Raw genomic sequence first — 25,080 nt, forward strand, 5'->3', positions numbered from 1 at the left:
ACATGCGCCAGCTTGCGAGGTTTGGCCTTAAAAGATGTCGCGCGCAGGGCACGCTCCTACAATGCGCCAGCTTGCGAGGTCTGGCCTTAAAAGATGTCGCGCGCAGGGCGCGCTCCTACAATGCGCCAGCTTGCGAGGTTTAGCCTTAAAAGATGTCGCGCGCAGGGCGCGCTCCTACAACGCGCCAGCTTGCGAGGTTCGGCCTCAAAAGATGTTGCGCGCAGGCGCGCTCCTACGTGTGCGTGCAGTCGCTGGGCCCCTGCCTCCGCAGGGGCGACGATGGAGGCTTCAGGCGATGCCGAGGCCCTGGATGCTCGCGCTGCTTGCCTCGAAGCCAGCGAGTTCCGCGAAACGTTTGCCGCGTTCGGTGTAATCGTGGAACTGGTCGAAGCTGGGGGCGCCGGGGGATAGCAGGACGCAGCCGCTTCCGTCGAGCGCGGCACGTGCGGCCGCGACGGCGGCCGGCAGGTCGGTGGCGCGGTACACGCCGGCGACGCCTGCGCTTTCCAGCGCGTCGGCGATGCGCGGCCCGTTCGCACCCTGGCAGACGATCGCTTCGGGCGCATGCCCACGCATCGCCTCGACGAAGGGCGACCAGTCCAGACCGCGATCGTGGCCGCCGACGAGCAAAGCCGTGCGTTTCACGCCGACGCTTTCCAGGGCGGCGAGGCTGGCCAGCGGCGTGGTGCTGATCGAATCGTTGATCCACTCGAGGCCGTCGCGCTCGCCCAGCGGTTGCAGGCGATGCGGCAGCGGTGTGAAGGAAGCGAGCGCCGGCGCGGCGGCGCGCGCGTCGTAACCCATGATCTCCAGCGCGGCGAGCGCGGCGCTGGCATTGACGGCGTTATGCAGTCCCGGCGCGGACAGGCGGGCGGCCTCGACGATGCGCTCCTCCCCGCGGACGATCCACCCGTCGGCCACATGCCACCCGGCGCTGTCGCCGAAGGTATGCAGGCCGGGGTGATCGATCGCCCGTGTCAGCAACAGCGGTTGCGTCGCGTTCACCAGGACCTTGGCCGACGCAGAGAGCAGCTTCAGCTTGTCGTCCACGTAGCGCTCGCGCGACCCGTGCCAGTCGAGGTGTTCTTCGTAAAGGCTGGTCACCACGCCCAGGTCGACGCCCATCGCCTCGCCGGTCTGGAAGCTCGACAATTCGATGACCCAGAGCTCCGCCGTCGCATCGTCGAGCTCGAGCATTGGCATGCCGATGTTGCCCGCCAGCGCGGTGCGCACGCCGAGCGAACGCGCCAGGTGAGCGATGAGGGCGGACGTGGTGCTCTTGCCCTTGGTTCCGGTGACGGCGATGGTGCGGGCCTCGACATGCTGGCCGAACCACAGGGCGCTGCCCGAGGTGAAGCGGGTGCCGCGTAGCTTCGCATCGAGCAGTTCCGGCTTGTACGCCGAGATGCCCGGCGACTTGATCACCACATCGTGCGCAGCCAGCGCATCGGCATCGGGAACGACATCGCTCACGCCCACGGAGGGGAACGCGTTGCGTGCCGGTTCCACTTCGCCCGGAAGGCAGTACAAGGTGACCCGCTGTCCCGGCAGATGACGGGCCAGCGCCGACAAGGCGGCGCGCCCCTCCCGGCCGAAACCCCAGACGGCGATGCGCTTGCCGCGCAGTTCAGCCCAGCGCATCCAGCGCTCCGAGCAGGCGCTTCGGCACGAGATGCGAGGCGCCCGGTTTCAGCCACGGCTCCAGGGCCAGGTCGCCCTGATGGAGCTGCGGAAGGATTTCGCTGCGGAAGCGTGCCACCAGCGCGTCTTCGCGCCATTCCGGCCGCTCCGCCAGTGCTGCCAGCGCAGCGCGTGCCTCGGCACCCTCGCCGACGCATTCGAACGGCTTATGGTCCTTGTACTCGAGCAAGGCGTCGAACGCACCGGCAAGCGCGTCGTCGTCCAGCAGGTTGCGGCCGAAGATCGACAACAGCCGCGGCTTCGCCATAAAGGGCGCCAGCGCGAGGAACACGAAGTGGCACTTCGGGCACTGCCCGCACCAGCGATCCGCCGGTTTCGGGCCGAGGATACGGAAGTTGCGGTTACAGCTGGAGAATACGTTGAAGTACTCGCCGCCCAGCCTGGCGAACGCGCTGGTCACCGCCAGTTCCGACCACGGCCGCAGCAGCGAGCAGTAGTCGAGGTCGGCGGCCACGTGGGCATGCAGGTAGTCGTGCAGGGTCTTCTCGAAACCGAAGCCCTTGCTCCACTGGTGGTTCACTTCCTGCCCTTCGTATTCGAGCGTGGCGACGGAGGCGGAACGCTCGTTCGCGAACACGATGGAATCGTAGCCGTACAGGATCGCCGCCACCGCGAGGATCACGGAGTTGATCGCGGTGACCGGGATATGCCCGTTCCACGCACCGAGGCGATTCAACTCGAACAGGCCCGGCGCGAGTTCACGCGAGATGTTCAGCAACGGCAGGCCGGTGCGCGCTGCGCATTCGGCGATGAGCGGCGAATTGCCCACCCATGCCGCCGTCGCGTCGGCGCCGATCGACTTCACCGCTTCGACCGCCACGACCGAATCCTTGCCGCCACCGATCGGCAGCAGCGAACGCTGCGGCAGGCCGACGGCGGGTGCCGGCGCGAGCGTGCGCCGCTCGAACGGAAAGGCGATGCGGCCGCGCAGGTCCAGCCGGTTGCGATACGCGAACTCGGCGAGACCATGCAGGTAGAGCGCGTCCAGCAGGTACGCCGTGGCCTCGTCCAGCGGCTCGCCCTCGACGACGATGGTCTCGGGAATGCCCGCCTTGTAATAGCTGACGCCGGCGACGAGATGGAGCAGGCTCAGCGCCGCCTCGAAGGCGGCCCTACGTTCCGCGGGCACGGCGGGCGCACCGGGGAAGGTCACCCGCTCGATCAGCTCCCCGCCGTCGTCGAAGGCGTAGACAAGCTCGGCCACGCCGTCCGCGAACGAATGACGGACGAAACGGAAACGCTTGCTCGCGCGCGGATCGGTAAGCGTGGCCGTCACGGCAGCAGCACCTCGTCGGCTTCGTCGCGCAGGTTGTAACGCGAGGACATCACGGCGCCATAGGCACCGCCCTGCGCCACGAGGATCACGTCGTCTTCCTTCGATTCCGGCAGGCGGCGGTCGGAGCCCAGGATGTCGCCCGATTCGCAGATCGGTCCGACCACCTGGTACATCATGGTCGCCGGCTCGTCGTAGCGGGACAGGTTGACGATGTCGTGCCAAGCGTCGTACAGCGCCGGGCGGATGAGGCTGTTCATGCCGGTATCGAGGCCGAGATAGCGCGTGTTGGCGCCCTTCTCCTTCTCCTGGGTCACCTTCGCCAGCAGCACGCCGGCATCCGCGACCAGGTACCGGCCCGGCTCCATCCACAGCTGGAACTGCGGATACGCCTGGCGCACCGAGGTAAGCACGCGGTCCAGCGCGTTAATGTCCAGCGGCGATTCGCCGGGATGCGAAGGCACGCCGAGGCCGCCGCCGATGTTCAGCACGGTGATGGTGCCGATGCGCTCGGCCAGCGCCGCCAGCTGCGAGTACACCTCGCCCCAGTGACCCGCATCGAGGATGCCCGAACCGAGGTGCGCATGCAGGCCGATGACCCGCGCGCCGGCCGCGTCGGCGAGACGCAGGAAGCGGTCGATGTGCTCGATGGGCACGCCGAACTTGCTGCCGGTGCCACCGGTCTTCACCTTCTCGTGGTGGCCCAGGCCGCGACCGAGGTCGACGCGGAGCACGATATCGCGCCCGGCGAACATCTCGCCCCAGTGCTCGATGGGATGCAGCGCGTCGATGGTGATCGTGGCGCGCGTCTGCAACGCGGCCGCGAAGTCCCGGCGCGAGGCGAAGTTCGGCGTGAACAGCAGCGGCACGTCGGCCGGCACCGCGGCGGCCACCGCGGCAAGCTCGCCCGGCGAGACGCACTCGAAGGCGAAGCCTTCTTCCGCGAGCACCTTGAGGATGCCCGGATGCGTGTTCGCCTTCACCGCGTAATGCGCGCGATCCACCGCCTTCAGCGACTTCACGCGGCGCGCCTGCGCGCGCACCGTGGGCAGGTGGTAGACGTAGCGCGGCGTGCGTTCCCCGGCAAGCCGCAGCAGCGCCGGGCGTTCGCCCTGCCACCATTCGGCCCCCGGCGCGGCCTGCTCGCCCTTGCCGTAGAGCGACTGCCAGGAAGGACCGAACACCATGCTGTCGTCGGTGCGCAGGGCACCGGCGCCGATCAGCAACTCATGGAGCCGAGGCAACATGTCGTCCACCACGTCTTCGTCGACCACGAAGGTCAGGTTGAGGTTGTTCGACGACTGCGAGATCAGGTGCACGCGCATCTGGCCGAATTCCGCCAGTACACCCGAGAGCTTGTGCAGCATCGAACGCATGCCGCGGCCGACGAGGGTGATCGCCGCGCAAGGCGCGATCACCTTCACCCGGCACACGCGCGCCAGGTCCGCGGCGAGCGCGGCGATGGCGTCGGAATCCAGCAGGTTCTCGGTGGGATCCAGCGAGACGGTCACGTTGGTTTCCGCCGAACCGATCAGGTCCACCGAGAGGCCGTGGCGCTTGAAGGCATCGAACACGTCGGCGAGGAAGCCGACCTGCTGCCACATGCCTACCGACTCCATGGACACGAGGGTGATGCCCTTGCGCGCGCTGATCGCCTTGATGCTCGGCGCGTGCTCGCGCACCTCCGGACCGATCGACGTGCCTTCCAGCTCGGGCCGGTTGGTGTCCTTGATCAGCAGCGGCACACGCGGCTCGCGCAGCGGCGAGAGGCAACGCGGATGCAGCACCTTCGCGCCGGTGGAAGCGATTTCCTGGGCCTCTTCGTAATCGAGGCGCTGGAGCAGGCGCGCACCTGCCACCTGTCGCGGGTTCGCGCTGAACATCCCGGCCACGTCGGTCCAGATCTCCACGCGCGCCGCCGCCAGGAGGGCGCCGAAGTACGCCGCGGAGGTGTCCGAGCCGCCGCGACCGAGCAGCACGGTGCGTCCGGCGTCGTCCCGCGCGATGAAGCCCTGGGTGATGAACACCTCGCCGCGTTCCGCCAGCGCGGCAGACAACGCGGCGTCGTGGCGGGGCTCCACCATGGCCGAGAGCAGGCGCGTGCGCTCGTTCTGGTTCGGCAACACGATCGAGCGCAGGCATTCGCGCGCATCGACCCAGGTGGTCGCCAGGCCGTTCGCGGAAAGGAAGGCCGCGCCGAGCGCGCTGGACATCAGCTCGCCGTGCGCCTGCACGCTGGCCTGCCAGGCGAGTTCGCCGAGTTCGGCGGCACCGTCTTCGGCCAGGCGGGCCATGTCGGCCAGCCGGGCACCGAGCGTCCCCGGCATCGCCAGCGACATTTCCGCAAGCAGGGCATGGTGGCGATCGGCCAGGGCGGAGGCCGCTTCCGAGCGGCGTTTGGGTTCCGTGTGCGTGCAAAGCTGTTTCAGGCCGTCGGTGATACCGGACAGGGCCGAGACCACGATCAGCACGCGGGCGCCTTCGGCGCGGCGGCTGGCGGCCAGCTCGAGGATATTGCGCCAGCGTGCGGCGGTGGCCACGGAGGTGCCGCCGAACTTCATGACGATCCAGGGCGCGTTGACGGGCAACGACGCGTTTGCGTTTTCGCTCACGGGACTCTTTGGGTTGGTGGGGAGGTAAATTCGAGAAAGTGTTGCGCCGCAATGGGAAAAAGGCAAACTGCACCCTTTGGCCGCCACCGCGAGCGCTAATGGAAAACCCAGGCTACGCCCGACGCCTCACCCTCATGGACGCCGCGCTCATCGTCGTAGGCGGCATTATCGGCGGCGGCATCTTCCTCAACCCGGGGATTGCCGCGCAGCGCACGGACTCCGGACTCGTCCTGCTGGCCCTCTGGGTGGGCGGCGGCCTGCTCACCCTGATCGGTTGCCTCTGCTACGCCGAACTCGGCGCCCGGCGGCCGGAGGCGGGCGGCAGCTATGTCTACCTGCGCGAGGCTTTCGGACGGCTGGCCGGCTTCCTCTTCGGCTGGACGATGCTGCTGGTGATCTACAGCGGCAGCAGCGCCGCCGTGGCGACGATCTTCGGCAGCTATGCCACCTCGGTATTCGGCCTGTCGCCGGCGCTGGTGAAGCCGCTCGCCGTGGGTGCGCTCGTCTTCGTCACCGGGCTCAACCTGTTCGGCATCCGCTTCGGCGCGCAGGTGCAGAACGTCTTCGCCATCCTCAAGCTCACCGCCATCGCCGTGCTGGTGGTCACCGGCCTCGCCTTCGCCGGCGCGGGCACCACGCAGGCGCTCACGCCAAGCCCCGCCCACGTGGCCGGCGGCCTTGCCGGCGCCCTGCTCCCGGTGCTGTTCGCGTTCTCCGGCTTCAGCTACCTCAACAACCTCGCCGGGGAGGTGCGCGATCCGCAGCGCACGCTGCCGCGTGCCCTCGTCCTCGGCATGCTGGTGGTGATCGCCGCGTATGTGCTCACCAACTATGCCTACCTCGCGGTCCTCGGCCACGACGGCCTCGCCGCCAGCCAGGCGCCCGCCGCCGACGTCATGAGCCGCGTGTTCGGCGACACCGGTGCGAAGATCATCGCCATCGGCATCGCCATTTCCACGCTGGGCTTCTGCAACATCACCCTCGTGGCCGGCGCGCGCGTGCTCCAGGTAATGGGTGAGGATGGCCTGTTCTTCGCCAGCGTGGCGAAGCTGCACCCGCGCTACCGCACGCCGAACATCGCGCTGATGGCACTTTCGCTATGGGCCATCGTGCTGGTCCTCGCGGCGAATTACGGGCAGCTGCTCGATTTCGCCACCTTCGGCGACTGGGCCGCGTATGCGGTGACGATCGCCACGCTGTTCTGGTATCGCCGCCACGCGAAGGGACGGCCGGCCTTCGTCACCCCCGCCTACCCGCTGCTGCCGCTGGCCTTCCTCCTCACGGTGATCGCCGTGGTGGTCGCGTATGCCTGGGACAAGCCGCTCAGCGCGGGCGTGGTCTGCCTCGTGGTGTTCGCCGGCCTCCCCGTGTACGCGGTATGGCGACGCCTGTTCAGTAAAGTCGCTCGCTGATCCCGGGGCCGGATGCCACAATGCCCGGGATACCCTGAGGAAAGCAGATGGCACAGCAAGGCCCGACGTCGCCCGTACCCGTTCCCCCCCGGCAGGAGGCCGGCCAGCCCGCGGCCAAGCCGGTGCGCGAGGGCATCGACGTCATCGTCAACGGCAAGCGCTATCGCCACACCGGCGACGAGGGCCTGCCCCTGCTGTGGTACCTGCGCGACGTGCTGCGCCTCACGGGCGCGAAATACGGCTGCGACCAGGGCGATTGCGGCTTCTGCACGGTGATCGTGGACGGCAAGGCCACGCGCGCCTGCCAGACGAAGATGGAGAAGATGCGCGGCAAGCGCGTCACCACGGTCGAGGGCCTCGCCGGCGACGACGGCAAGCTGCATCCCGTGCAGCAGGCCTGGATCGACGAGGACGCCATCCTGTGCGGTTACTGCCAGCCCGGCCAGATCATGGCCGCGGTGGACCTGCTTTCGCGCCAGCCGAATCCCTCCGACGCGGACATCGACAAGATCGGCAACCTTTGCCGCTGCGGCAGTTACGGCCGCATCCGCAAGGCGATCAAGCGCGCCGCCGGCAGCATGAAGGATGGCAAGGCATGAGCGGTGAGGTTCGCCTTTCCCGCCGCCGCTTCCTGAAGTACGCCGCCGGCACGGCAGGCGGGCTGATCATCGGTATCGGCGTGGCCGGCGCCGTGGACCGTCCGCCCCCGCTCGGCCTGCTCGGCGACGCCTGGGCGCAGCTCGGTCCCTACCTGCGCATCGCCGCGGACGGCCGTGTCTTCATCGGCGTCCGCGATCCGGACAATGGCGAAGGCACGGCCACCTCGCTCGCGCGGATCATCGCCGAGGAACTCGATGCGGACTGGACCCGCGTGATCGTCGAGCCCCTGGGCCTCGGTGTGACCACGGGCAACGGCGAACCGAAGTTCATCTACGGACGCCAGCGCAGCGGGGACGCCACCAGCATTCCGGCTGCCTGGGCCGACCTGCGCCAGGCCGGCGCGCTCGGCCGCTGGCTGCTGTTGCAGGCCGCGGCGCGGCGCCTCGGCGTACCGGCGGAACAACTGCGTGGCGAGAACGGCATCGTCGTCACCGCCGACGGCCGGCGTCTTTCCTACGCCGACCTGGCGTCCGCTGCCGCCGCCATCGACCCGCCGGCCACGCCGCCGCCGCTCAAGTCGCCCGACCGCTACCGTCTCGTCGGCCAGCCCGCCGGCGATGTCGACGCCCGCGCGGTCGTCACCGGCACGCTGCGCTATACCTTCGACGAGAGCATCGGCGACCCGGTCATCGCCGTGCTCGCGCGCTGCCCCTACCCGGGCGGCACGCTCGACCATGCCGACCGCGAGGCTGCGAAGAAGGTTGAGGGCGTGTACGACGTCCTCGACCTCACGCCGCAGCCGGACCAGCCGCCCGGCATGGGCGTCCAGGCACCCGCGCTCGCCGTGCTGGCCCGCGATACCTGGTCGGCGCTGCGCGGACGCGCGGCGCTGAAGGCCACGTGGAAGGCCGACGCGAATCCCGAGCCGGCCGCTTCCGTGCTCGAGCAGCAGGCCGTCCAGGCGTTCGACGACGAAACCGTCGCGCCCGCCACCGTGCGCAACGACGGCGACATCGCCGCTGTGCGCAAGAAGGCGGCGCGCGCGCTCGAAGCCACCTATTTCCAGCCATGGGTCGCGCACGCCACGGCGGAAACCCCGAGCTGCGTCGTGCGCCTCGATCCCGGCACGAGCATCACGGTGATCGCCGCGACACAGTCGCCACGCCAGGTCTATACGGTGGTGCAGCGCATGACCGGCTTCCGCCCCGAGCAGATCGACGTCCAGGTCCCGCGCGGCGGCGGCGGCTTCGGCCGTCGTCTCGAGCCGGATTACATCGCCGAGGCCGTCACCATCGCGCTGGCGAAGAAACCCGACGAGATCCGCAACCGGGCGGTGAAGCTGCTCTGGACGCGCGATGACGACCTCGCCCGCGACTTTTACCGCCCCCTGGCCGTGCACAGGCTCAATGCATCGCTGGACCGCAGGAAAAAGATCGTCGGCTGGCACCAGCGCATGGCGAGTCCCTCGGCGGCGGCCGGCCGCGGTACGCCGGACAACCGCCTGTGGCAGTCCGAGCTCGTGCCAGACGCGCTGCCGGCCGGCCTGGTGCCGAACTTCCGCAGCGACTGGTATCCGTTGTCGTCGCGGCTTGCCCGCGGCGACTGGCGCGGCTCGCCCCATGTCACGCCGACCTTCGCCAGCGAAAGCTTCATCGACGAGCTCGCGCACGCCACGAAGACGAATCCGCTCGACTTCCGCCTGGCCTTGCTCGGCGATCCGCGACAGTTGCCCTACAACGGGCGCGGCGGCCCCATCGACACGGGCCGCATGGCCAACGTGCTGAAACTGGCCGCCGACAAGCTCGACTGGAGCCGCTGGCTGCGCAGCGAGAATGGCCTCGGCATCGCCTGCGCCTACGTGTTCGGCGCCTATGTGGCGCATGCCGTCGAAGTGGCGCCGACCGCCGACGGCATCGACATCCGCCGCGTGGTCTGCGCGGCCGACGTGGGCCGTGTCATCAATCCGCTCGGGCTCGAGGCGCAGTTGCAAGGCGCCACGATCGATGCGCTTTCCACCGCCCTCAACCTCGCCATCACGGTGAAGGACGGTAAGGTGCAGCAGACCGGCTTCCGCGACTACCCGATGGCTGCGACCCAGCCCATGCCGTACGAGGTGGAGACGGTGATCGTGCCGTCTTCCGCCGAACCCGCCGGAGCCAGCGTGGTCGCCGTGCCGTCGGCGGCGCCGGCACTGGCCAACGCCGTGTTCCGCGCCACGGCCGTGCGCATACGGCGCCTGCCCCTGCTGCGCGAGCTGGCGCGGCTGCGCTAGCTCCTCCTGTCCTTCCGAGGTACCGCATGACCATCGCATCGTTCACCTCGGGCCCGTCGGCGCAGCGGACCGACGCCGACCTGATCGGCAGCAACAAACGCTTCTACGACGCCCTGTGGTCCGAGGCAAAGCTCTTTTCGCCCGATCGCTTCAATACCTGGCCGCTCGTGGCCGAACTGGTGGCCGAAACCACGCGGCGGCTCGAAGTCGCCCCGGGGCTGCGTCCGCGGCTGCCCCTGGCGGACACGCAGTTCGTCGACCTCAGCCGCCCGGCGCTCGCCGAACTGGGCCGCCACGGGGCCCGCGTGGCGAACGCCATGATCGGCGCCCTGCCCTTCCGCGACGCCAGCTTCGACTTCGTCTGCGCCTTCGACATCCTCGAGCACGTGGTGGACGACGAGGGCGCCCTTGGCGAACTGGCCCGCGTGGCCGAGCCCGGCGCGCGCCTGCTGATCTCGGTGCCGCTGCACCCGCACGCCTGGACCGCGTTCGACGATTTCGTCGGCCATTACCGGCGCTACGAGCCTGAGGCGATTCGCGACCTGCTTGCCCGCCACGGCTTCGTCATCGAACGCAGCGCGGTGTACGGCATGCAGCCGAAATCCTCGAAGCTGCTCGACTTGGGCCAGTGGTTCCTGACCCACCGCCGGGCCCGCGCCATGTGGTGGTACAACCGCGTGTTCATGCCGCTGGGCGTGCGCTTCCAGAAGGCCCTGGCCTTCACGCCCGGCTTCGAGCCGGCGCCCGGGGTGGACGAAGTTCTGCTGGTCTGCCGCAAGACTGGCGCTTAAATCGAGCAAAAACAGGGGCTTTACACATGGCGCGGCGCAACTGGTTATGATGCGCGCCACTCCCCGGTCTCGGATGCAGCTGCATGCTCTACCTCATGCACGAATGGCAACGCTCGATGCTCAGCCCGCTTTCCTACTGGGCCGAGGCGGGCGCGAAGATGTTCGGCGACATCGCCAGCCCGTTCGCCCGCATGCCGGGCGCCGACCGGGCGGCGGCAGGCTGCGAGCTGATGTATCGCCTCGGCAAGGCGTACGAGAAGCCCGAGTTCGACATCCATAGCGTCCACGCCCACGGGCACGACGTCGCCATCGTCGAACAGGTGGCCATGACGAAGCCGTTCTGCACGCTGAAGCGCTTCAAGCGCTTCTCCGACGACCAGGCCACCGTGGACCGCATGAAGCACGACCCCGCGGTGCTGGTGGTGGCGCCCCTGTCCGGCCACCACTCCACCCTGCTGCGCGACACCGTGCGCACGCTGCTGCGCGACCACAAGGTGTACATCACCGACTGGGTCGACGCGCGCATGATCCCGCTGGACCAGGGCTCGTTCTCGCTCGCGGACTATGTCTCGTACATCGAGGAATTCATCCGCCACGTGGGCGTGCACCGCGCGCACGTGGTTTCCGTCTGCCAGCCGACCGTGCCGGTGCTCGCGGCGGTGTCGCTCATGGCGGCGCGTGGCGAACCCACGCCGGCCACGCTCACACTGATGGGCGGCCCGATCGACACGCGCAAGAGCCCCACCAGCGTGGACAACCTGGCCACGACGCGTCCGCTCTCGTGGTTCCGCAACCAGCTCATCCACAAGGTGCCATATCAGTATCCGGGTGCCGGGCGCGACGTGTATCCGGGTTTCCTCCAGCACGCCGGGTTCATCGCCATGAATCCCAGCCGCCACGTCATGTCGCACTGGGACTTCTACGAGAACCTGCGCAAGGGCGACCTCGACGACGCCGAGGCCCATCGCAAGTTCTACGACGAATACAACGCCGTGCTCGACATGCCGGCCGAGTATTACCTCGACACCATCGAGACCGTGTTCCAGGAGCACCGCCTGCCCAAGGGCACCTGGGAGGTGCATGGCGAGCTGGTCCGTCCGGCGAAGATCAAGGACACCGCCCTGCTCACCATCGAGGGTGAACTCGACGACATTTCCGGTCTCGGCCAGACCGAGGCCGCGCATGGCCTGTGCAAGCGCATCGCGAAGAAGTGCCGCAAACACATCACCGTCGAGGGCGCCGGCCACTACGGGATCTTCAGCGGCCGCCGCTGGCGCGACGTCGTCTACCCCGACGTCCGCGATTTCATCAAGGCATTCGACCGCGGCAACAGCAACACCGGCGCGCAGGGCACCCGCAAGGCTTGAGACGCCACAGGCTCGACGTCGCCACTGTAGGAGCGCGCTTGCGCGCGACATGTCTTGAGGCCGTGGCCTGGAGCTGGCGCGCAGGCTCCAGGACCGGGGCGAAGAGCTGTCGCGCGCAGGGCGCGCTCCTACAGCAGCAGGCAGCCAGCGCATCCGACGAGCACGAAAAACGGCACGGACCAGAGGTGGAACGTGCTCCAGGCACCGCGCTCGCCCAGCAGCCGCAGGGCGATGAGGTTCGCCAGCGAACCCAGCACGAAACCGAACCCGCCCACGTTCACGCCCCAGGCGAGCGTGCGCCAGTCGTGCGAATACTCGGCGAGGAGAATGGCGGCCGGCACATTGCTCACGGCCTGCGAAGCCAGCGCGCCCGTCGCGTAAAGATGCGCTGCCTGTTGCAGGCCGAGGCCGCCGACGAACGACTTCACCATGTCCAGGCCGGCCAGCAGGCGCAGGTCGATGAACATCAGCACGAAGGTGAGCAGCAGCCCCCAGTCGATGCTCGCCACGACGCGCCGGCGCAGGGCAAGGAAAACGATCGCCACGCCCAGCAGTCCCCATGCCACGTGGCCCAGGTCGGCCAGCACGACGAAGGGAACATAGAGCAACGCGGCGACCAGCAGCATCGTGCGATCGACGTTCCCGTCGACACGCTCGTGCACTTCCAGCGACGTGGCCGGAAAAGCGAACGCGGTGAGCGCGAGCAGCAGGACGAGCGCCGCGGCGGAAAGCGGCAGCATCGCCCACACGAAGCCGCCGAAACCGTTGTTCCACTGCTGCCATAGGAAGAGGTTCTGCGGGTTGCCGATCGGCGTGAGCATCGATCCCGCGTTCACCGCCAGCGCCTCGAACACCACGATCCGCATCGCGGGCATGCGCGCGATGCGGCACATGCGCAAGGTGAGCGGCACCACCACGAACAATGCCACGTCATTCGTCAGGAACATGGAGAGGAGTGCCGCGGATGCCACCAGGCCCAGCGCGGCCACGCGGCGCGTGGACGTGCGGTCGATCAACCAGTGCCCTGCGACATCGAGCGCGCCGCTGGATTCCACGGCCTTGGTGAGCACCAGCAGGCCGGTCAGCGCGGCGATGGTCGGCCAGTCGACGAGCCCGGGCCATGCCGGAAGACGCGACGGCATGGCGATCGCGAACACGAGCGCAGCGCCGGACAGCACGAGGAAAAGGATGTCGCGGCGCAACTGGCGCAGCGATTCGGGCAACCACGTCATGAAAAAATCCCGCCGATGATGGCGGGATCATACTGGTAGGAGCGCGCCCTGCGCGCGACCGCCTTTCGCGCCATTCCGGAAGCTGGCGCGCCAGCTCCAGGTCATGGCCTCAAGAGATGTCGCGCGCGTTGCGCGCTCCTACACAGGATCAGTCGTCGCGCGGGACGTCGACCTTGCCGGTGACGCCGTGGTGGTTGACGTCGCCGCTGCCGACCGTGCGCACGGTGAGGTCGCCCTTCACATTGTCGACGTCGAGGTTGCCCGAGCCGATCGTTCCGACCTGCACGCTGCCCTGGGCGTCCCTGATGGTGGCGTCGCCCGAGCCGATGGTGCCAATGCGCACCCTGCCGGCATGCTTCGCACCGAAATCGCCGGAGCCGACGGTGTCGATCTCCACGTCGCCCGTGTTCTCCAGCTTGAAGTCGCCGGACCCCACCGCCCCGCGCACGGCGCCCTTGATGTCGTGGGCTTCGAGGTCGCCCGAGCCGACGTCGGCATCGAGCGAGGCCACATTGCGCACCTTCGCATCGCCGGAACCCACGTCGATCTTCACCGGGATACCCGCCGGTATGGTGGCTTCCACCTTCAGGTCGGCGTAGTGGTTGCCCCAGCCACCGAACCAGCCGTGTTCGCGCTTGTCCTTCAGCTCCACGACCAGGGTGTCGCCGTCGCGCTGCTGGGTGACGACGAGGTTGTCCACGGTCTCCTGGTCGGAGGCGCAGGCCTTGCCGCGTGCCGTGCCCTTGCCGGCGGGCGCACCACCGGAGACGAGAAGGTCGTACGAGTTCGTGACGAAACGGACGGTACGGACACCGCCCAGGTCGAGGTCGAGGTTACGGTCCGCGTGGAACTTGCATTGGGCCGGATCGGCCATGGCGGCGGCGGGCAACAGAAGCAGCGAGGCAAGGATCGTTTTGCGCATGAGTCTCCCCTTCGGATGAATACGATAGACCGGTAGTGGATGCACGCCGCCCGCAAAAGGTTGCAGCCCGCGTCTTCACGCGAAGCTGACCGCAAGGCAACGGGTCCGTCAACCGGTGCCGGGGCGGCACGTTTTCCCCCGTGCAACACCCACCCGGAGACGACCCTATGCAACGCAAGACCCTCCTCGCCAGTGCCGCCACCCTCCTCCTCGCCGGCTCGGCCGCCTTCGCGTTCGCGCAGGACGCCTCGCCCAAGGCCCCCAACGCCCCGGCAGCCCAGTCCGCGCAGTCCGCCCAGGCCCATGACCATCAGGGCATGAAATGGAATCGCGGCGACCGCGAACGTGGCCAGCACGGCGGATGGGGCCACGGCCGCGGCGGCATGCGCGACGCCGGCGTGATCGGCAACCTGCGCGCGCTCGAGCGCCTGTATGTGATGAACGGACGCACCAAGGAGCTGCCGGCGCTGTACAACGAGGTCCTGGCCAAGTCGCAGAACCCGAGGGTCCGCGAATACGCGTACCGCCACCTCGCCCGCGCGCAGATGCAGCCGCAGAACGTGGATGCCGCCATCGCCACGCTGCGCAAGGGCCTCGACGAGAGCCTGGCGCAGGACCAGAAGCGCCACGAGGAAATGCAGGCCTTCAAGCAGCGCATGCAGGAACGCGCGGCGGCGAAGAAATAAGAAATACGGCGGGGGCCGCAAGGCCCCGCCTTTTTTGTAGGAGCGCGCCTTGCGCGCGACAGCTTTTCGCGAGAGAGCAACAGGGCCTGTTGCTCACGGCCTCAAAAGATGTCGCGCGCAGGCGCGCTCCTACGATTCTTGCTTCACGCGCGTCCAGAGCGCTTCCTGATCTTCCAGGGAATAAGAGGAAAGCTCACGCCCTTCGGCTGCGGCGAGGGCTTCCATGGCCCGGAAGCGCCGTTCGAATTTCGCATTCGCACCGCGCAGTGCCCGCGACACATCCACCTTTGCGTGGCGCGCCAGGTTAGCCGCGACGAACAGCACGTCGCCGATCTCGTCCGCCAGCCGTTCCTCGTCCGCGCCGTTGTCGAATTCGTGGCGCACTTCCTCGAGCTCTTCGGCCAGCTTGTCCAGGATGGGCCGGTGGTCCGGCCAGTCGAAGCCCACGTTCGCCGCCCGTTTCTGCAGCTTCACCGCACGCTGCCACTCGGGCAGGCCGCGGGAAATTCCGGCCAGCGCGCTCCGGTCTTCCGAGCCCTTCGCCGCGCGCTCCTCCGCCTTCAGGCGATCCCAGTCGCGCGAACGGGCCGAATCGCTTGCATGCGTCACCTCGGCGAATACATGCGGATGCCGCCGCAACATCTTGTCGCAGATCGATGCCACGACATCGCCAAAGGCGAACTGCCCCGCTTCTTCGGCCATGCGCGCATGGAAGACAACCTGCAGCAGCAGGTCGCCCAGCTCGTCGCGCAAGTCGTGCATGTCGCCGCGGTCGATTGCGTCGGCGACCTCGTAGGCTTCCTCGATCGTATACGGCGCGATGGTGGCGAAGCTCTGCCGCGCGTCCCAGGGGCAGCCGTTCTCGGGATCGCGCAGCCGCGCCATGATCGCGATGAGTTCCTCGACGTGCCGTGTCACGCGTCCTCCTCGGGATCGATGAGCCGCGCGGGCCAGTCGATGCTCGTGTCGCCGCAGGCGATGAATTCGGGATTGATGAGCGAATCGCGCGTGTTGTAGCGGAACGGGCGGCCGGCCAGGTCGAGCACCGCGCCGCCCGCCTCCTCGAGCACGCACTGCGCCGCCGCCGTGTCCCACTCAGAGGTGGCGCCCAGGCGCAGGTAGAGATCGGCTTCGCCGCGAGCGATCACGCAGAACTTCAGCGAGGAGCCGAGGGAAAAGGTTTCGTGCTCCCCGAGCCGGTCAAGCAGCGCCATCGTGCGCCCGGCGCCGTGGGAACGGCTTCCGGTGACGGTGAGCAGGCCGTCGGCGCGGCGGGTGTGAAGCGGCTCCCGCACGGCATCGGGCGTACGCTGCCGCCATGCACCCTCGCCCGCGGCGGCAGCGTAGAGATCGCCGGTGACGGGCGCGAGCACCACGCCGAGCACGCTGCGGTGGTCCTCGACGAGCGCGATGTTCACGGTGAATTCGCCGTTGCGCTTGACGAATTCGCGCGTGCCGTCGAGCGGATCGACGAGCCAGTAGCGACGCCACGTGCGCCGTTCCGACCAGGGTGCCGCAAGGGCTTCCTCGGAGATCACGGGAATGCCGGGCGCGAGCGCGTGCAGGCCTTCCTGGATCACCCGCTGCGCCGCGAGATCGGCAGCGGTAACCGGCGAATCGTCATCCTTGCACACCACCTGGAAATCCTGCGCGTAGATCGCGAGGATCTCTTCGGCCGCGCGCCGCGCGATCGCACAGACCGGATCGAGCCACTGGCTGGAGGGCACGCTCACGCCGGGTGGTAGCGGCCGGCGAGGTACTCGCGGGCCATGAACAGCGCCGCGATGGAGCGGCCTTCGGTGACGTCGTCGCGGGCGAGCAACTCGTGCAGCCTGTCCATCCGCCACGGCACCACTTCGAGTTCTTCGGGCTCGTCGCCTTGCAGGCGTTCCGGGTAGAGGTCTTCGGCCAGCACCACGTGCGCGAGGTGGGTCATGTACGAGGGCGAGAGGGAGAGCGTGCCGAGGATCTTCAGCTTGCGCGCGCCGTATCCCACTTCTTCCTTCAGTTCGCGGTTCGCGCCCTGCTCGGTGGTTTCGTCGCGGTCGAGGCGGCCCTTGGGCACGCCGAGTTCGTAACGGTCCACGCCGACGCCGTATTCGCGCACCAGCAGCACCGTTTCCGGATCGCGCATGGCGACGATCAGCACGGCGCCGAAACCGCTGCCCTTCAGGCGCTGGTAGGTGCGCTTCTCGCCGTTGGAGAACTCCAGGTCCACCTCTTCCGCGCGGCGGAGAGGGCTGTCGGGCGCATCGCGCGTGGCGAGGATGATGGGGCGTTTGTTCATCGGCCGATTGTAGCGCCGCCGAGCCGGGCGAGCGCCTCGGCGTGGATGGCCGGGGTGCCCGCGAGCACGCTGCGCGTGCCGAGGTTCGGCGCGCCCCCGTCGATATCGGTGAAGACGCCGCCCGCTTCGCGGACGATCACCGCGAGCGCGGCGACGTCGAGGATGCTCACGTCGGATTCGACCACGAGGTCCAGCCCGCCACGCGCCAGCAGGTGGTAATGGCAGAAATCGCCGTAGCCGCGGATGCGGTTGCTGGCACGGATCATGGCGCCCAGCGCCTGCCAGCGTGCATCCATGGTGAGGCTCTTCACGTTGCCCAGGGAGATCGACGCATCGCGCAGCGCCGCCGTCGGCGCGACGCGCACGGGTTCGCCGTCGAGGAAGGCACCCCGCCCACGCACGGCCCACATGCGTTCGCCGTACACCGGCGCCGAGGATACGCCGAGCACCAGTTCGCCCCGGTGCATGAGCGCGATCTGCGTGGAGAAGAACGGCGTGCGGCGCACGAAACTCTTGGTACCGTCGAGTGGGTCGACCAGCCACAGGTACTCGCGCGAGGTGTCGTCCGCGCCATATTCCTCGCCGTAGATGCCGGCTCCCGGTAGCGCCTGGGCGAGGATGCTGCGGATGGCGAGCTCGGCCTCGCGATCCGCGGCGGTGACCGGCGTGTCGTCGCCTTTCACGATCACGTCCACGCCCGCGCGCCAGTAATGCAGGATGATCTCCGCGGCCGCACCGGCGGCGTCGCGCGCGGCGCCGAGCGCCCTGTCGAGAATGTCGGTCATGGGGCGATCTGGGGGGCCAGCCCCGCCTTGCGTTGCAGGTTGACGGAGCCGTCGCGGCCGGGCGCGCCGAAGCGCGCGATGAGGTGCGCCAGCGCACTGTCGGAAAGACGCGGCACGAGTCTGCCCTCGATGCGCCAGCCCAGCGGCGATGCGGCCAGCGCGGCGTTCACCGCCAGCGAGCCTTCACCGTCGTCGTTCAGGGTGGCACGCAGCACGCCGCCCACGCTCGCCGCCTTGAGGCCGAGGCCGCCAAGGCCGATATATCCCTCGGGCGTACGCAATGCGGCCTTGCGCCAGGCGATATCGGCGTCGAGGACGATCGGCCAGTTGCCCTGCAGCTCCGCGCGCGGAATCCGCCCTTCCACCACGCCCGCGGGCATGAGATCGGCCGGCACTCCGAACCCGGTCAGGGCCGCGGCATCCAGGCGGAAGTCCACGCCGGACCAGGTCATGCGGTCGTCCGCGCGGCGCTCGAGGTGGCCGTCGAAACGTCCGGCACGGCCGTCGAGGTGCAGGTCGAGATCGGTATGGCCGAGGATCGCATCCCTTCCCAGCCGCCAGGTGGCGACGCCGAGCTCACGCCCGTCCACCATGGCGACGCGACCCGCGCGGCCGTTCCACACGGTTCCGGAGAGGTCGGCCAGGACCAGGCCGTGCGCGCGCTGCGCAAGCAGGGGCACGGCCACCGAGGCCGGCAGGAACCAGTAGAACAGGCCGGCCGCAGCGACCAGCAAGGCCACGGCCAGGACGATCCAGCGGAACCACTTCAAACCATCACCTCATTCCTCGATACGGGCGGGATATCATGGGCGAATGACCGTAGAAACGCTGGTCGCGCGCGACCTCTCCATCCTGTGGCACCCGTGCACGCAGATGCACGACCATGAAACCCTGCCCATGGTACCCGTCGTACGCGGCGAAGGGGCATGGCTGGTCGGCGCCGACGGCAAGCGCTACCTCGACGCCGTCAGCTCCTGGTGGACGAACCTCTTCGGCCACGCGGAGCCGCGCATCGGCGCGGCCCTCAAGGACCAGCTGGACAAGCTCGAGCACGTGATCTTCGCCGGCTTCACCCACGAGCCGGCACTGGAACTGGCCGAGGAACTGGTGCGCATCACGCCGCCGGGCCTCGAACGCGTGTTCCTTGCCGACAACGGCTCGGCCGCCATCGAAGTGGCGCTGAAGATGAGCTTCCACTACTGGCTCAACCGCGGACACGGCGAGAAGACCCGCTTCGTGGCGCTGACCGGCAGCTATCACGGCGAGACCCTGGGCGCGCTCTCGGTCAGCGACGTGGCGCTCTACCGCAAGACCTACGCGCCACTGCTGCTGACTCCCGAGCTCGCGCCTTCCCCGGATACGTACGAGGGGGAGCGCGGTGAGTTGCCGAGGGAGATCGCGAGCCGCCGCCTGGGCGAGATGCGCGCGATCCTCGAGCGTCACGCCCACGAAACCTGCGCGGTGATCGTCGAGCCGCTGGTCCAGTGCGCCGGCGGCATGCGGATGTACGATCCCTCGTACCTCACCGGCCTGCGTGCGCTCTGCGACGAGTTCCAGGTGCACCTCATCGCGGACGAGATCGCCGTGGGCTTCGGTCGCACGGGCACGCTGTTCGCCTGCGAGCAGGCCGGCATCTCGCCCGACTTCATGTGCCTGTCCAAGGGACTCACGGGTGGGTTCCTCCCGTTGTCCGCGGTGCTCACGACGCAGGACGTGTACGCGGCGTTCTATGCCGAGTACGCGGCGGGCAAGGCCTTCCTGCATTCGCACAGCTACACCGGCAACCCACTCGCCTGCCGCGCAGCCACCGCGACGCTGAAGATTTTCCGCGACGATCCCGTGCTCGAGCGCAACCGCGTGCTGGCAGCGCACATGGCACGTCGCATCGCGCCGCTCGCGCACCATCCGCACGTGGCCGACGTGCGCCAGACCGGCATGATCGCCGCTATCGAGCTCGTCGCCGACAAAGCCACGCGCACGCCCTTCCCCGCCACCGACCGGCGGGGACTGCGCGTCTACCGGCACGGACTGGAACACGGCGCCCTGCTGCGGCCGCTCGGCAACATCGTGTACTTCATGCCGCCGTACGTGGTCACGGAAGCGGAGATCGACTTCATGGTCGACACCGCGATCGCCGGCATCGCGAAAGCCGTCGCCTAGAAGCGCGAGATACCCACCGGCAGGTCGCCGAGCCGGGCCATCTCGCCCTCCGCGAACATGCCGGGATGGGCGAGATAGTCCATCGCGAAGGCATGCGCGTCGGCGCCCCAGAACAGTTCGTCACCGATGGCCAGCGTCGGCACGCCGAAGACCTGCTGGCGCATCGCTTCCTCGAAATTCGCCTGCAGCTGCGCCTTCACTTCCGGCGCGCCCAGCGCCGCGCGCACGTCCGCGATGCCCAGCGACGCTGCCAGGGGCTCGAGCGCTTCCGCCGTGTCCGCGGCACGGCCGTGCGCCCAGATCCATTCGAAGATCGCGCCGACGGCGTCCACGGTGCCGCCCGCGGCGATGCACAGGCGCAGCGCGGGCAGCGGATTGAACGGATGCGCAGGCGGAAAGCGCAGCGGTATGCCCGCCCCGCGGGCCCGCCATTGCGCGTACCGGTAGGTGAACTCGCGCTTGCGCGGAATCTCCGCGGGGCCGCGCTGCTCCATCTGTTTCAACAGGGCGCCGAACAGGATCGGCCGCAGGGTCACTTCGCGCTGCGCCGCCAGCTCGCGGACCGACTGCCATTGCAGCCAGGAAAACATGGAGATGAAGTCGAAGTACCAGACGATCGGCATGCTGGGAGCTCCCGCGGCGGTTCCGGGACGATAGCGGCCCCGGCGCCTCGCTACAATGCGGTTTCCGTGACACAGGACTCATCCATGCGCACCATCCGCATCCACGTCGATTTCCCCCTCGCCAGCGGCAGCGACGTCGTCCTGCCCGCCCAGGCCGGGGAACACGTGGCCCGCGTGCTGCGCCTCGAGGCCGGCGCGCCGGTGGTGCTGTTTTCCGGCCGCGACGGCATGGAATACGAAGCCACGCTGGTCGGCGTCGGCAAGCGCGAGGTCGTGGCCTCGGTCGGCCCGGGCCGCGCGCCTGGAAACGAGTCGCCGCTGGCCCTGACCCTCGCCCAGGGCGTGGCACGTGGCGAGAAGATGGACCTCATCGTGCAGAAGGCGACCGAACTGGGCATCGCACGCATCGTGCCGATCCTCACCGAACGCTCCGAGGTGAAGCTCGATCCGGCACGAGCGGAGAAGCGGCTGACGCACTGGCGCGCGGTGGCGGCGAGCGCGTGCGAGCAATCGGGGCGCGCGCGCCTGCCGGCGATCGAACCGGCCGTGCCGCTCGCGACGTGGCTGGCTTCGCTTGACCACGGCGGGCCGGTGCGGCTCGCGCTGCTGCCGGAAGGTACGAAGCGTCCCGGCGAACTCGCGCTCACCGACGCCGCCATCCTCGCCATCGGCCCGGAAGGCGGGTTCGGCGAACGCGACCGCGCGGCTCTCGCGGCCTCGGGCTTCACCGGGCTGAAGCTCGGGCCGCGTATCCTGCGCACGGAAACCGCCGGCCTCGCCGCCATCGCGGCGCTACAGGCACTCTACGGCGACGTGTAAGAACGCGCGCAGGCGCGCCGTAGGAGCGCGCCTTGCGCGCGACAGCTTTTCGCACCAGTCCCCAAACCTGGCGGGCCAGCTTGGAGGCACGGCCTCAAAAGCTGTCGCGCGCAAGGCGCGCTCCTACACCAGCGCGTCTGCGATTTTGCGCATCGCTTCGTCGTTGAGCAGCGGCACGGCATCGAGTGCCTTCAGGTTCTCCTCGAGCTGCGCGGCCTTGCTCGCGCCGAGGATCACTGTCGAGACATTCGGATTCTTCAGGCACCAGGCCAACGCGAGGCGCGACATCGGGATGCCGAGGTCGTCCGCGATCGGCCCCAGCGCACGCACGCTCTTCAGGCGCGCGCCGTCGTTCTCCAGCAGGGCGTCGCGCAGCCACGCGTAATCGGGATGGCCAAGGCGCGAATCCTCCGGCACGCCGTCGTTGTACTTGCCGGTGAGCAGGCCGGAGGCGAGCGGCGACCAGATCGTCGTACCCATGCCGTAGCGGTCGTAGAGCGGCGCGTATTCCTGCTCCACGCGCTCCCGGTGCAGCAGGTTGTACTGCGGCTGCTCCATCGAGGGCGCGGCGAGGTTCCTCTCGCGCGCCACGCGATGCGCTTCTTCGATCGATTCCGCCGGCCACTCGCTGGTGCCCCAGTAAAGCACCTTGCCCTGGCGCACCAGCGTGTCCATCGCCAGCACCGTTTCCTCGACCGGTGTCTCGGGATCGGGGCGGTGACAGAAGTACATGTCGAGGTAATCGACGCGGAGCCGCTCGAGCGCCTGGTGGCATGCGTCGAACACGTGCTTGCGCGAGAGCCCGCGCTGGGTCGGGCGCGGATGTTCGGTAGCACCGAAGTACACCTTGCTGGAGACGCAATACGCATCGCGGGGAAGGCGCAGGTCCGCGATCACGTCGCCCATCAGCCGTTCGGCATCGCCGGCGTTGTAGGTTTCGGCGTTGTCGAAGAAGTTGATGCCCTGGTCGTAGGCGAGCGCGATCAGTTCGCGCGCCGCCGAACGCCCCACCTGGCGCCCGAAGGTGACCCATGCACCGTAGGAAAGCGCGGAGACCTTGAGGCCGGTCGAGCCGAGACGGCGGTATTCCATGGCTTCACCCGATGGCTACGTGGAGGATCGCGAACAGCACGACGGCGGCGAAGAGGCCGGCGATGACGTCGTCCAGCATCACGCCGAAGCCGCCCTTCACCCGCCGGTCGAACCAGCCGATGGGCCAGGGCTTCCACACGTCGAACAGGCGGAACAGCAGGAAACCGCAGACCACGGCCCACCACGGCGCCAGCAGTGCGGGCAGCAAGGCGATCCATTGGCCGACGAATTCGTCCCAGACGATGCTGCGGTGATCGGCGACGCCGAGGATCCGGCCGGACACGTCGCAGGCCCATACACCGATCGCGAAGGCGACGGCGACGATGGCGAGCCACGCGAGGGTGGAAAGATCGCGCAGCAGCAGCCACGGCAGCAGCGCCGCAAGCGAACCGAAGCTGCCTTGTGCCTTGGGTGTCAGCCCGGACCCGAAGCCGCAGGCCAGCCAGCCCGCCGGCGATGCGAGCAAGCGGCGGCGGTCCGCCGGATCGAGGACGTATTTCGTGCTCATGCGGCGAAGGGGTTCCAGCCGGTGTGCGCCGGCTCGTGTATGCCGCCCTTCCCGTCAAGTACGCGCACGCCCGCCCCTTCGACGATGCGGCCTATCCGCGTGGCGCCACAGCCGAGACGTGCCAGCGTCGCGCCGACCTCGCCCGCACGGTCGGCGGGAACGGTGAAGCAGAGTTCGTAGTCGTCGCCACCGCCCAGCGCGAAGTCCAGCGCATCGGCCTCGGCGAAATGCGTGAGCAGCGCGGAGGAGCGCGGCAGCATCGCCGCCTCGATGTCGGCGCCGACACCACTTGCCGCGCAGAGGTGGCCGAGGTCGGCGACCAGCCCGTCCGAGACGTCGATGCACGCCGTGGCGATCCCGCGGAGCGCCTGGCCGGCAGAAACCCGCGGCGTCGGGCGGTTCAGGCGCTCCACCAGCGCCGCATAGGGCGAGGCATCCCGCTCGGCGAGGCAACGCAGGCCGGCCGCCGCGTCGCCGAGCGTGCCGGTGACCATCACCACGTCACCCACCCGTGCGCCCGAGCGCAGCAAGGCGTCGCCCGGTGCGACGAAGCCGTGTACGGCCACGGTGACGGTCAACGGGCCACGGGTCGTGTCGCCACCGATGAGCGCGAGCCGGTATGGCGTGGCGAGCTCCGCGAAACCGCGCGCCAGCCCGTCGAAGAACGCCTCGTCGCCGTCGGGCGTGGTCAGCGCCAGCAGCGCCCACGCGGGCGTCGCGCCCATGGCGGCGAGATCGGAAAGATTGACGGCCAGGGCCTTCCAGCCGATGTCCGCAGGCGCGGTGCCCGCTGGAAAATGCATGCCCTCGACGAGCGTGTCCACGGCGACGGCGAGCTCGCGGCCCGCCGGCACGGCGACGACGGCGGCATCGTCGCCGATGCCTTCCACGACGTCGTCGCGATGGACTTCGGTATGCCTGCGGATCCGTTCGATCAGATCGAATTCCATGCGTTTCCTTCAGGAGAAAGCGCGCGGGAATCGCGGCGCCGGGGTCAGGATCGCTTTTCGGCCGTGCGCCAATGCGTCGCGAGTTTGTCGAGCACGCCGTTCACATAGCTGTGCCCGTGGTCGGCGCCGAAGCGCTTCGTGGCTTCCACCGCCTCGTTGATGACCACGCGGTAGGGCACGTCGGGACGGTATTTCAGTTCGTACGCGCCCATGCGCAGCGCGGCGCGCTCGATCGGATCGATCTGCGCCACTTCCCGGTCGACGAAGGGCTTGATGCCGTCGTCCAGTTCCTTCACGTGCTGTTCGACACCGCGCAGGATGTCCTCGAAGTATTCGAGGTCGGCCACTTCCATGTCCTGTTCGTGGCGGAACTGCTCGATGACGCTGGTCATCTTGCTGCCCCCCACCTGCCAGGCGTACAGCGCCTGCAGGGCTCGACGCCGGGCGCGTGAGCGCGCGGCGAGGTCGATGCCGTGGGGAGGCGTGTTCATCGGTCCAGCTTCGCGTAGAGGTTGACCATCTCGATGGCGACCATGGCTGCGTCGGCGCCCTTGTTGCCGGCCTTGGTGCCCGCGCGCTCGATGGCCTGCTCGATGCTGTCGGTGGTCAGCACGCCGAAGCACACCGGCACGCCGGAAGTGTAGGCGGCCTGGCCGAGGCCCTTGGCGGCTTCGCCCGCCACGTAATCGAAGTGCGGCGTGGAGCCTCGGATGACCGCGCCCAGACCGATCACGGCGGCGTAAGCACCCGAGCCGGCGACCTTGTAGGCGGCCTGAGCGATTTCCCAGGCGCCGGGGACGCGGATCAGGTCGATCGCGTCGTCGGCGACGCCATGGCGGCGCAGCGTATCGCGCGCGCCTTCCACCAGCGGCTCGACGACGAACGCGTTGAAGCGGCCCGCGACGATGGCGAAGCGGCCCTTGGGAGTGGCGAAATCGCCTTCGATGATCTTCATGCTCGGAAAGTCCTGTGGCGGGTCGGCCGCCGC

At 68.8% G+C, this 25,080-nt stretch carries 24 protein-coding genes; 8 read left to right on the plus strand and 16 right to left on the minus strand.

The window, feature by feature from the left end:
* Window positions 1-288 precede the first annotated feature (288 nt).
* Genes murD through ACR9ZH_RS04815 form a run of 3 tightly spaced genes read right to left on the minus strand, consistent with a single transcriptional unit; the run spans window position 289 to window position 5,535 of the window.
* A complete protein-coding gene (murD, locus tag ACR9ZH_RS04805) occupies window positions 289-1,641 on the minus strand; it encodes a UDP-N-acetylmuramoyl-L-alanine--D-glutamate ligase (RefSeq protein WP_481289614.1) in 1,353 nt (450 codons plus the stop codon).
* Entirely contained in the window at window positions 1,628-2,977 is a 1,350-nt protein-coding gene (gene murL / locus ACR9ZH_RS04810; protein ID WP_481289615.1) for a UDP-N-acetyl-alpha-D-muramoyl-L-alanyl-L-glutamate epimerase, read from the minus strand. The genes murD and murL overlap by 14 nt, the downstream gene beginning before the upstream one ends.
* The gene (locus ACR9ZH_RS04815; protein WP_481289675.1) at window positions 2,974-5,535 is read right to left on the minus strand and encodes a bifunctional aspartate kinase/diaminopimelate decarboxylase; all 2,562 of its coding nucleotides are present in this window, start codon (window positions 5,533-5,535) and stop codon (window positions 2,974-2,976) included. Before ACR9ZH_RS04815 ends, murL begins: the two co-directional genes overlap by 4 nt.
* A 149-nt stretch (window positions 5,536-5,684) precedes the next feature.
* On the opposite strand from ACR9ZH_RS04815, the gene ACR9ZH_RS04820 reads away from it, so the two are divergent.
* The 5 genes from ACR9ZH_RS04820 (at window position 5,685) to ACR9ZH_RS04840 (ending at window position 12,028) form a co-directional block, all read left to right on the plus strand.
* Entirely contained in the window at window positions 5,685-6,998 is a 1,314-nt protein-coding gene (locus ACR9ZH_RS04820) for an APC family permease (RefSeq protein WP_481289616.1), read from the plus strand.
* Between the two features lie 47 nt (window positions 6,999-7,045).
* Complete coding sequence (locus ACR9ZH_RS04825) at window positions 7,046-7,597, plus strand: (2Fe-2S)-binding protein (protein ID WP_481289617.1); 552 nt, start codon at window positions 7,046-7,048, stop codon at window positions 7,595-7,597.
* Complete coding sequence (locus ACR9ZH_RS04830; RefSeq protein WP_481289618.1) at window positions 7,594-9,870, plus strand: xanthine dehydrogenase family protein molybdopterin-binding subunit; 2,277 nt, start codon at window positions 7,594-7,596, stop codon at window positions 9,868-9,870. The genes ACR9ZH_RS04825 and ACR9ZH_RS04830 overlap by 4 nt, the downstream gene beginning before the upstream one ends.
* Before the next feature lie 26 nt (window positions 9,871-9,896).
* Window positions 9,897-10,661: a class I SAM-dependent methyltransferase gene (locus ACR9ZH_RS04835; RefSeq protein ID WP_481289619.1), complete on the plus strand. Its 765-nt coding sequence runs from the start codon at window positions 9,897-9,899 to the stop codon at window positions 10,659-10,661.
* Window positions 10,662-10,744: 83 nt separating this feature from the next.
* A complete protein-coding gene (locus tag ACR9ZH_RS04840; protein WP_481289620.1) occupies window positions 10,745-12,028 on the plus strand; it encodes a polyhydroxyalkanoate depolymerase in 1,284 nt (427 codons plus the stop codon).
* A 128-nt stretch (window positions 12,029-12,156) separates the two neighbouring features.
* On the opposite strand, the gene ACR9ZH_RS04845 is transcribed toward ACR9ZH_RS04840, so the two are convergent.
* Complete coding sequence (locus tag ACR9ZH_RS04845; protein WP_481289621.1) at window positions 12,157-13,260, minus strand: SLC13 family permease; 1,104 nt, start codon at window positions 13,258-13,260, stop codon at window positions 12,157-12,159.
* Window positions 13,261-13,408: 148 nt separating this feature from the next.
* A complete protein-coding gene (locus ACR9ZH_RS04850; RefSeq protein ID WP_481289622.1) occupies window positions 13,409-14,182 on the minus strand; it encodes a GIN domain-containing protein in 774 nt (257 codons plus the stop codon).
* 167 nt (window positions 14,183-14,349) lie between these two features.
* Between ACR9ZH_RS04850 and ACR9ZH_RS04855 the strand changes: the two genes are divergently transcribed.
* Window positions 14,350-14,868, plus strand: a complete 519-nt coding sequence (locus tag ACR9ZH_RS04855; protein ID WP_481289623.1) for a hypothetical protein — start codon at window positions 14,350-14,352, stop codon at window positions 14,866-14,868.
* Window positions 14,869-14,997: 129 nt separating this feature from the next.
* Here ACR9ZH_RS04855 and mazG read toward each other — a convergent pair whose 3' ends face one another.
* The 5 genes from mazG to gspN are packed head-to-tail and all read right to left on the minus strand — an operon-like array spanning window position 14,998 to window position 18,710.
* Entirely contained in the window at window positions 14,998-15,822 is an 825-nt protein-coding gene (gene mazG, locus ACR9ZH_RS04860) for a nucleoside triphosphate pyrophosphohydrolase (protein ID WP_481289676.1), read from the minus strand.
* On the minus strand, window positions 15,783-16,595 hold the full coding sequence (cysQ, locus tag ACR9ZH_RS04865) for a 3'(2'),5'-bisphosphate nucleotidase CysQ (RefSeq protein WP_481289624.1): 813 nt from the start codon (window positions 16,593-16,595) through the stop codon (window positions 15,783-15,785). The genes mazG and cysQ overlap by 40 nt, the downstream gene beginning before the upstream one ends.
* A gap of 2 nt (window positions 16,596-16,597) precedes the next feature.
* Entirely contained in the window at window positions 16,598-17,155 is a 558-nt protein-coding gene (nudE, locus tag ACR9ZH_RS04870) for an ADP compounds hydrolase NudE (protein WP_481289625.1), read from the minus strand.
* Window positions 17,152-17,940 (minus strand): inositol monophosphatase family protein, encoded by a 789-nt coding sequence (locus ACR9ZH_RS04875; RefSeq protein WP_481289626.1) that lies wholly within the window; start codon window positions 17,938-17,940, stop codon window positions 17,152-17,154. Before ACR9ZH_RS04875 ends, nudE begins: the two co-directional genes overlap by 4 nt.
* The gene (gspN, locus tag ACR9ZH_RS04880) at window positions 17,937-18,710 is read right to left on the minus strand and encodes a type II secretion system protein N (protein WP_481289627.1); all 774 of its coding nucleotides are present in this window, start codon (window positions 18,708-18,710) and stop codon (window positions 17,937-17,939) included. The genes ACR9ZH_RS04875 and gspN overlap by 4 nt, the downstream gene beginning before the upstream one ends.
* A 43-nt stretch (window positions 18,711-18,753) precedes the next feature.
* Between gspN and ACR9ZH_RS04885 the strand changes: the two genes are divergently transcribed.
* Window positions 18,754-20,100 carry an adenosylmethionine--8-amino-7-oxononanoate transaminase gene (locus ACR9ZH_RS04885; RefSeq protein WP_481289628.1) on the plus strand — a complete coding sequence of 449 codons (1,347 nt, stop codon included), beginning with the start codon at window positions 18,754-18,756 and terminating at the stop codon, window positions 20,098-20,100.
* Here ACR9ZH_RS04885 and ACR9ZH_RS04890 read toward each other — a convergent pair.
* Window positions 20,097-20,723, minus strand: coding sequence for a DsbA family protein (locus ACR9ZH_RS04890; protein ID WP_481289629.1), 627 nt, complete (start codon window positions 20,721-20,723; stop codon window positions 20,097-20,099). The two genes, ACR9ZH_RS04885 and ACR9ZH_RS04890, sit on opposite strands and share 4 nt — an antisense overlap.
* Window positions 20,724-20,807: 84 nt before the next feature.
* On the opposite strand from ACR9ZH_RS04890, the gene ACR9ZH_RS04895 reads away from it, so the two are divergent.
* On the plus strand, window positions 20,808-21,542 hold the full coding sequence (locus tag ACR9ZH_RS04895; RefSeq protein ID WP_481289630.1) for a 16S rRNA (uracil(1498)-N(3))-methyltransferase: 735 nt from the start codon (window positions 20,808-20,810) through the stop codon (window positions 21,540-21,542).
* A 123-nt stretch (window positions 21,543-21,665) separates the two neighbouring features.
* Here ACR9ZH_RS04895 and ACR9ZH_RS04900 read toward each other — a convergent pair whose 3' ends face one another.
* The 5 genes from ACR9ZH_RS04900 to ribH are packed head-to-tail and all read right to left on the minus strand — an operon-like array spanning window position 21,666 to window position 25,047.
* Window positions 21,666-22,634: a potassium channel beta subunit family protein gene (locus ACR9ZH_RS04900; protein ID WP_481289631.1), complete on the minus strand. Its 969-nt coding sequence runs from the start codon at window positions 22,632-22,634 to the stop codon at window positions 21,666-21,668.
* Window positions 22,635-22,638: 4 nt separating this feature from the next.
* Window positions 22,639-23,142 (minus strand): phosphatidylglycerophosphatase A family protein, encoded by a 504-nt coding sequence (locus ACR9ZH_RS04905; protein ID WP_481289632.1) that lies wholly within the window; start codon window positions 23,140-23,142, stop codon window positions 22,639-22,641.
* Window positions 23,139-24,092 carry a thiamine-phosphate kinase gene (gene thiL / locus ACR9ZH_RS04910; protein ID WP_481289633.1) on the minus strand — a complete coding sequence of 318 codons (954 nt, stop codon included), beginning with the start codon at window positions 24,090-24,092 and terminating at the stop codon, window positions 23,139-23,141. The genes ACR9ZH_RS04905 and thiL overlap by 4 nt, the downstream gene beginning before the upstream one ends.
* A gap of 44 nt (window positions 24,093-24,136) precedes the next feature.
* Entirely contained in the window at window positions 24,137-24,583 is a 447-nt protein-coding gene (nusB, locus tag ACR9ZH_RS04915) for a transcription antitermination factor NusB (RefSeq protein ID WP_481289634.1), read from the minus strand.
* Window positions 24,580-25,047, minus strand: coding sequence for a 6,7-dimethyl-8-ribityllumazine synthase (gene ribH / locus ACR9ZH_RS04920; protein ID WP_481289635.1), 468 nt, complete (start codon window positions 25,045-25,047; stop codon window positions 24,580-24,582). The genes nusB and ribH overlap by 4 nt, the downstream gene beginning before the upstream one ends.
* Window positions 25,048-25,080 lie beyond the last annotated feature (33 nt).

The sequence above is a fragment of the Luteibacter sp. SVR4-7G genome, assembly GCF_056755555.1.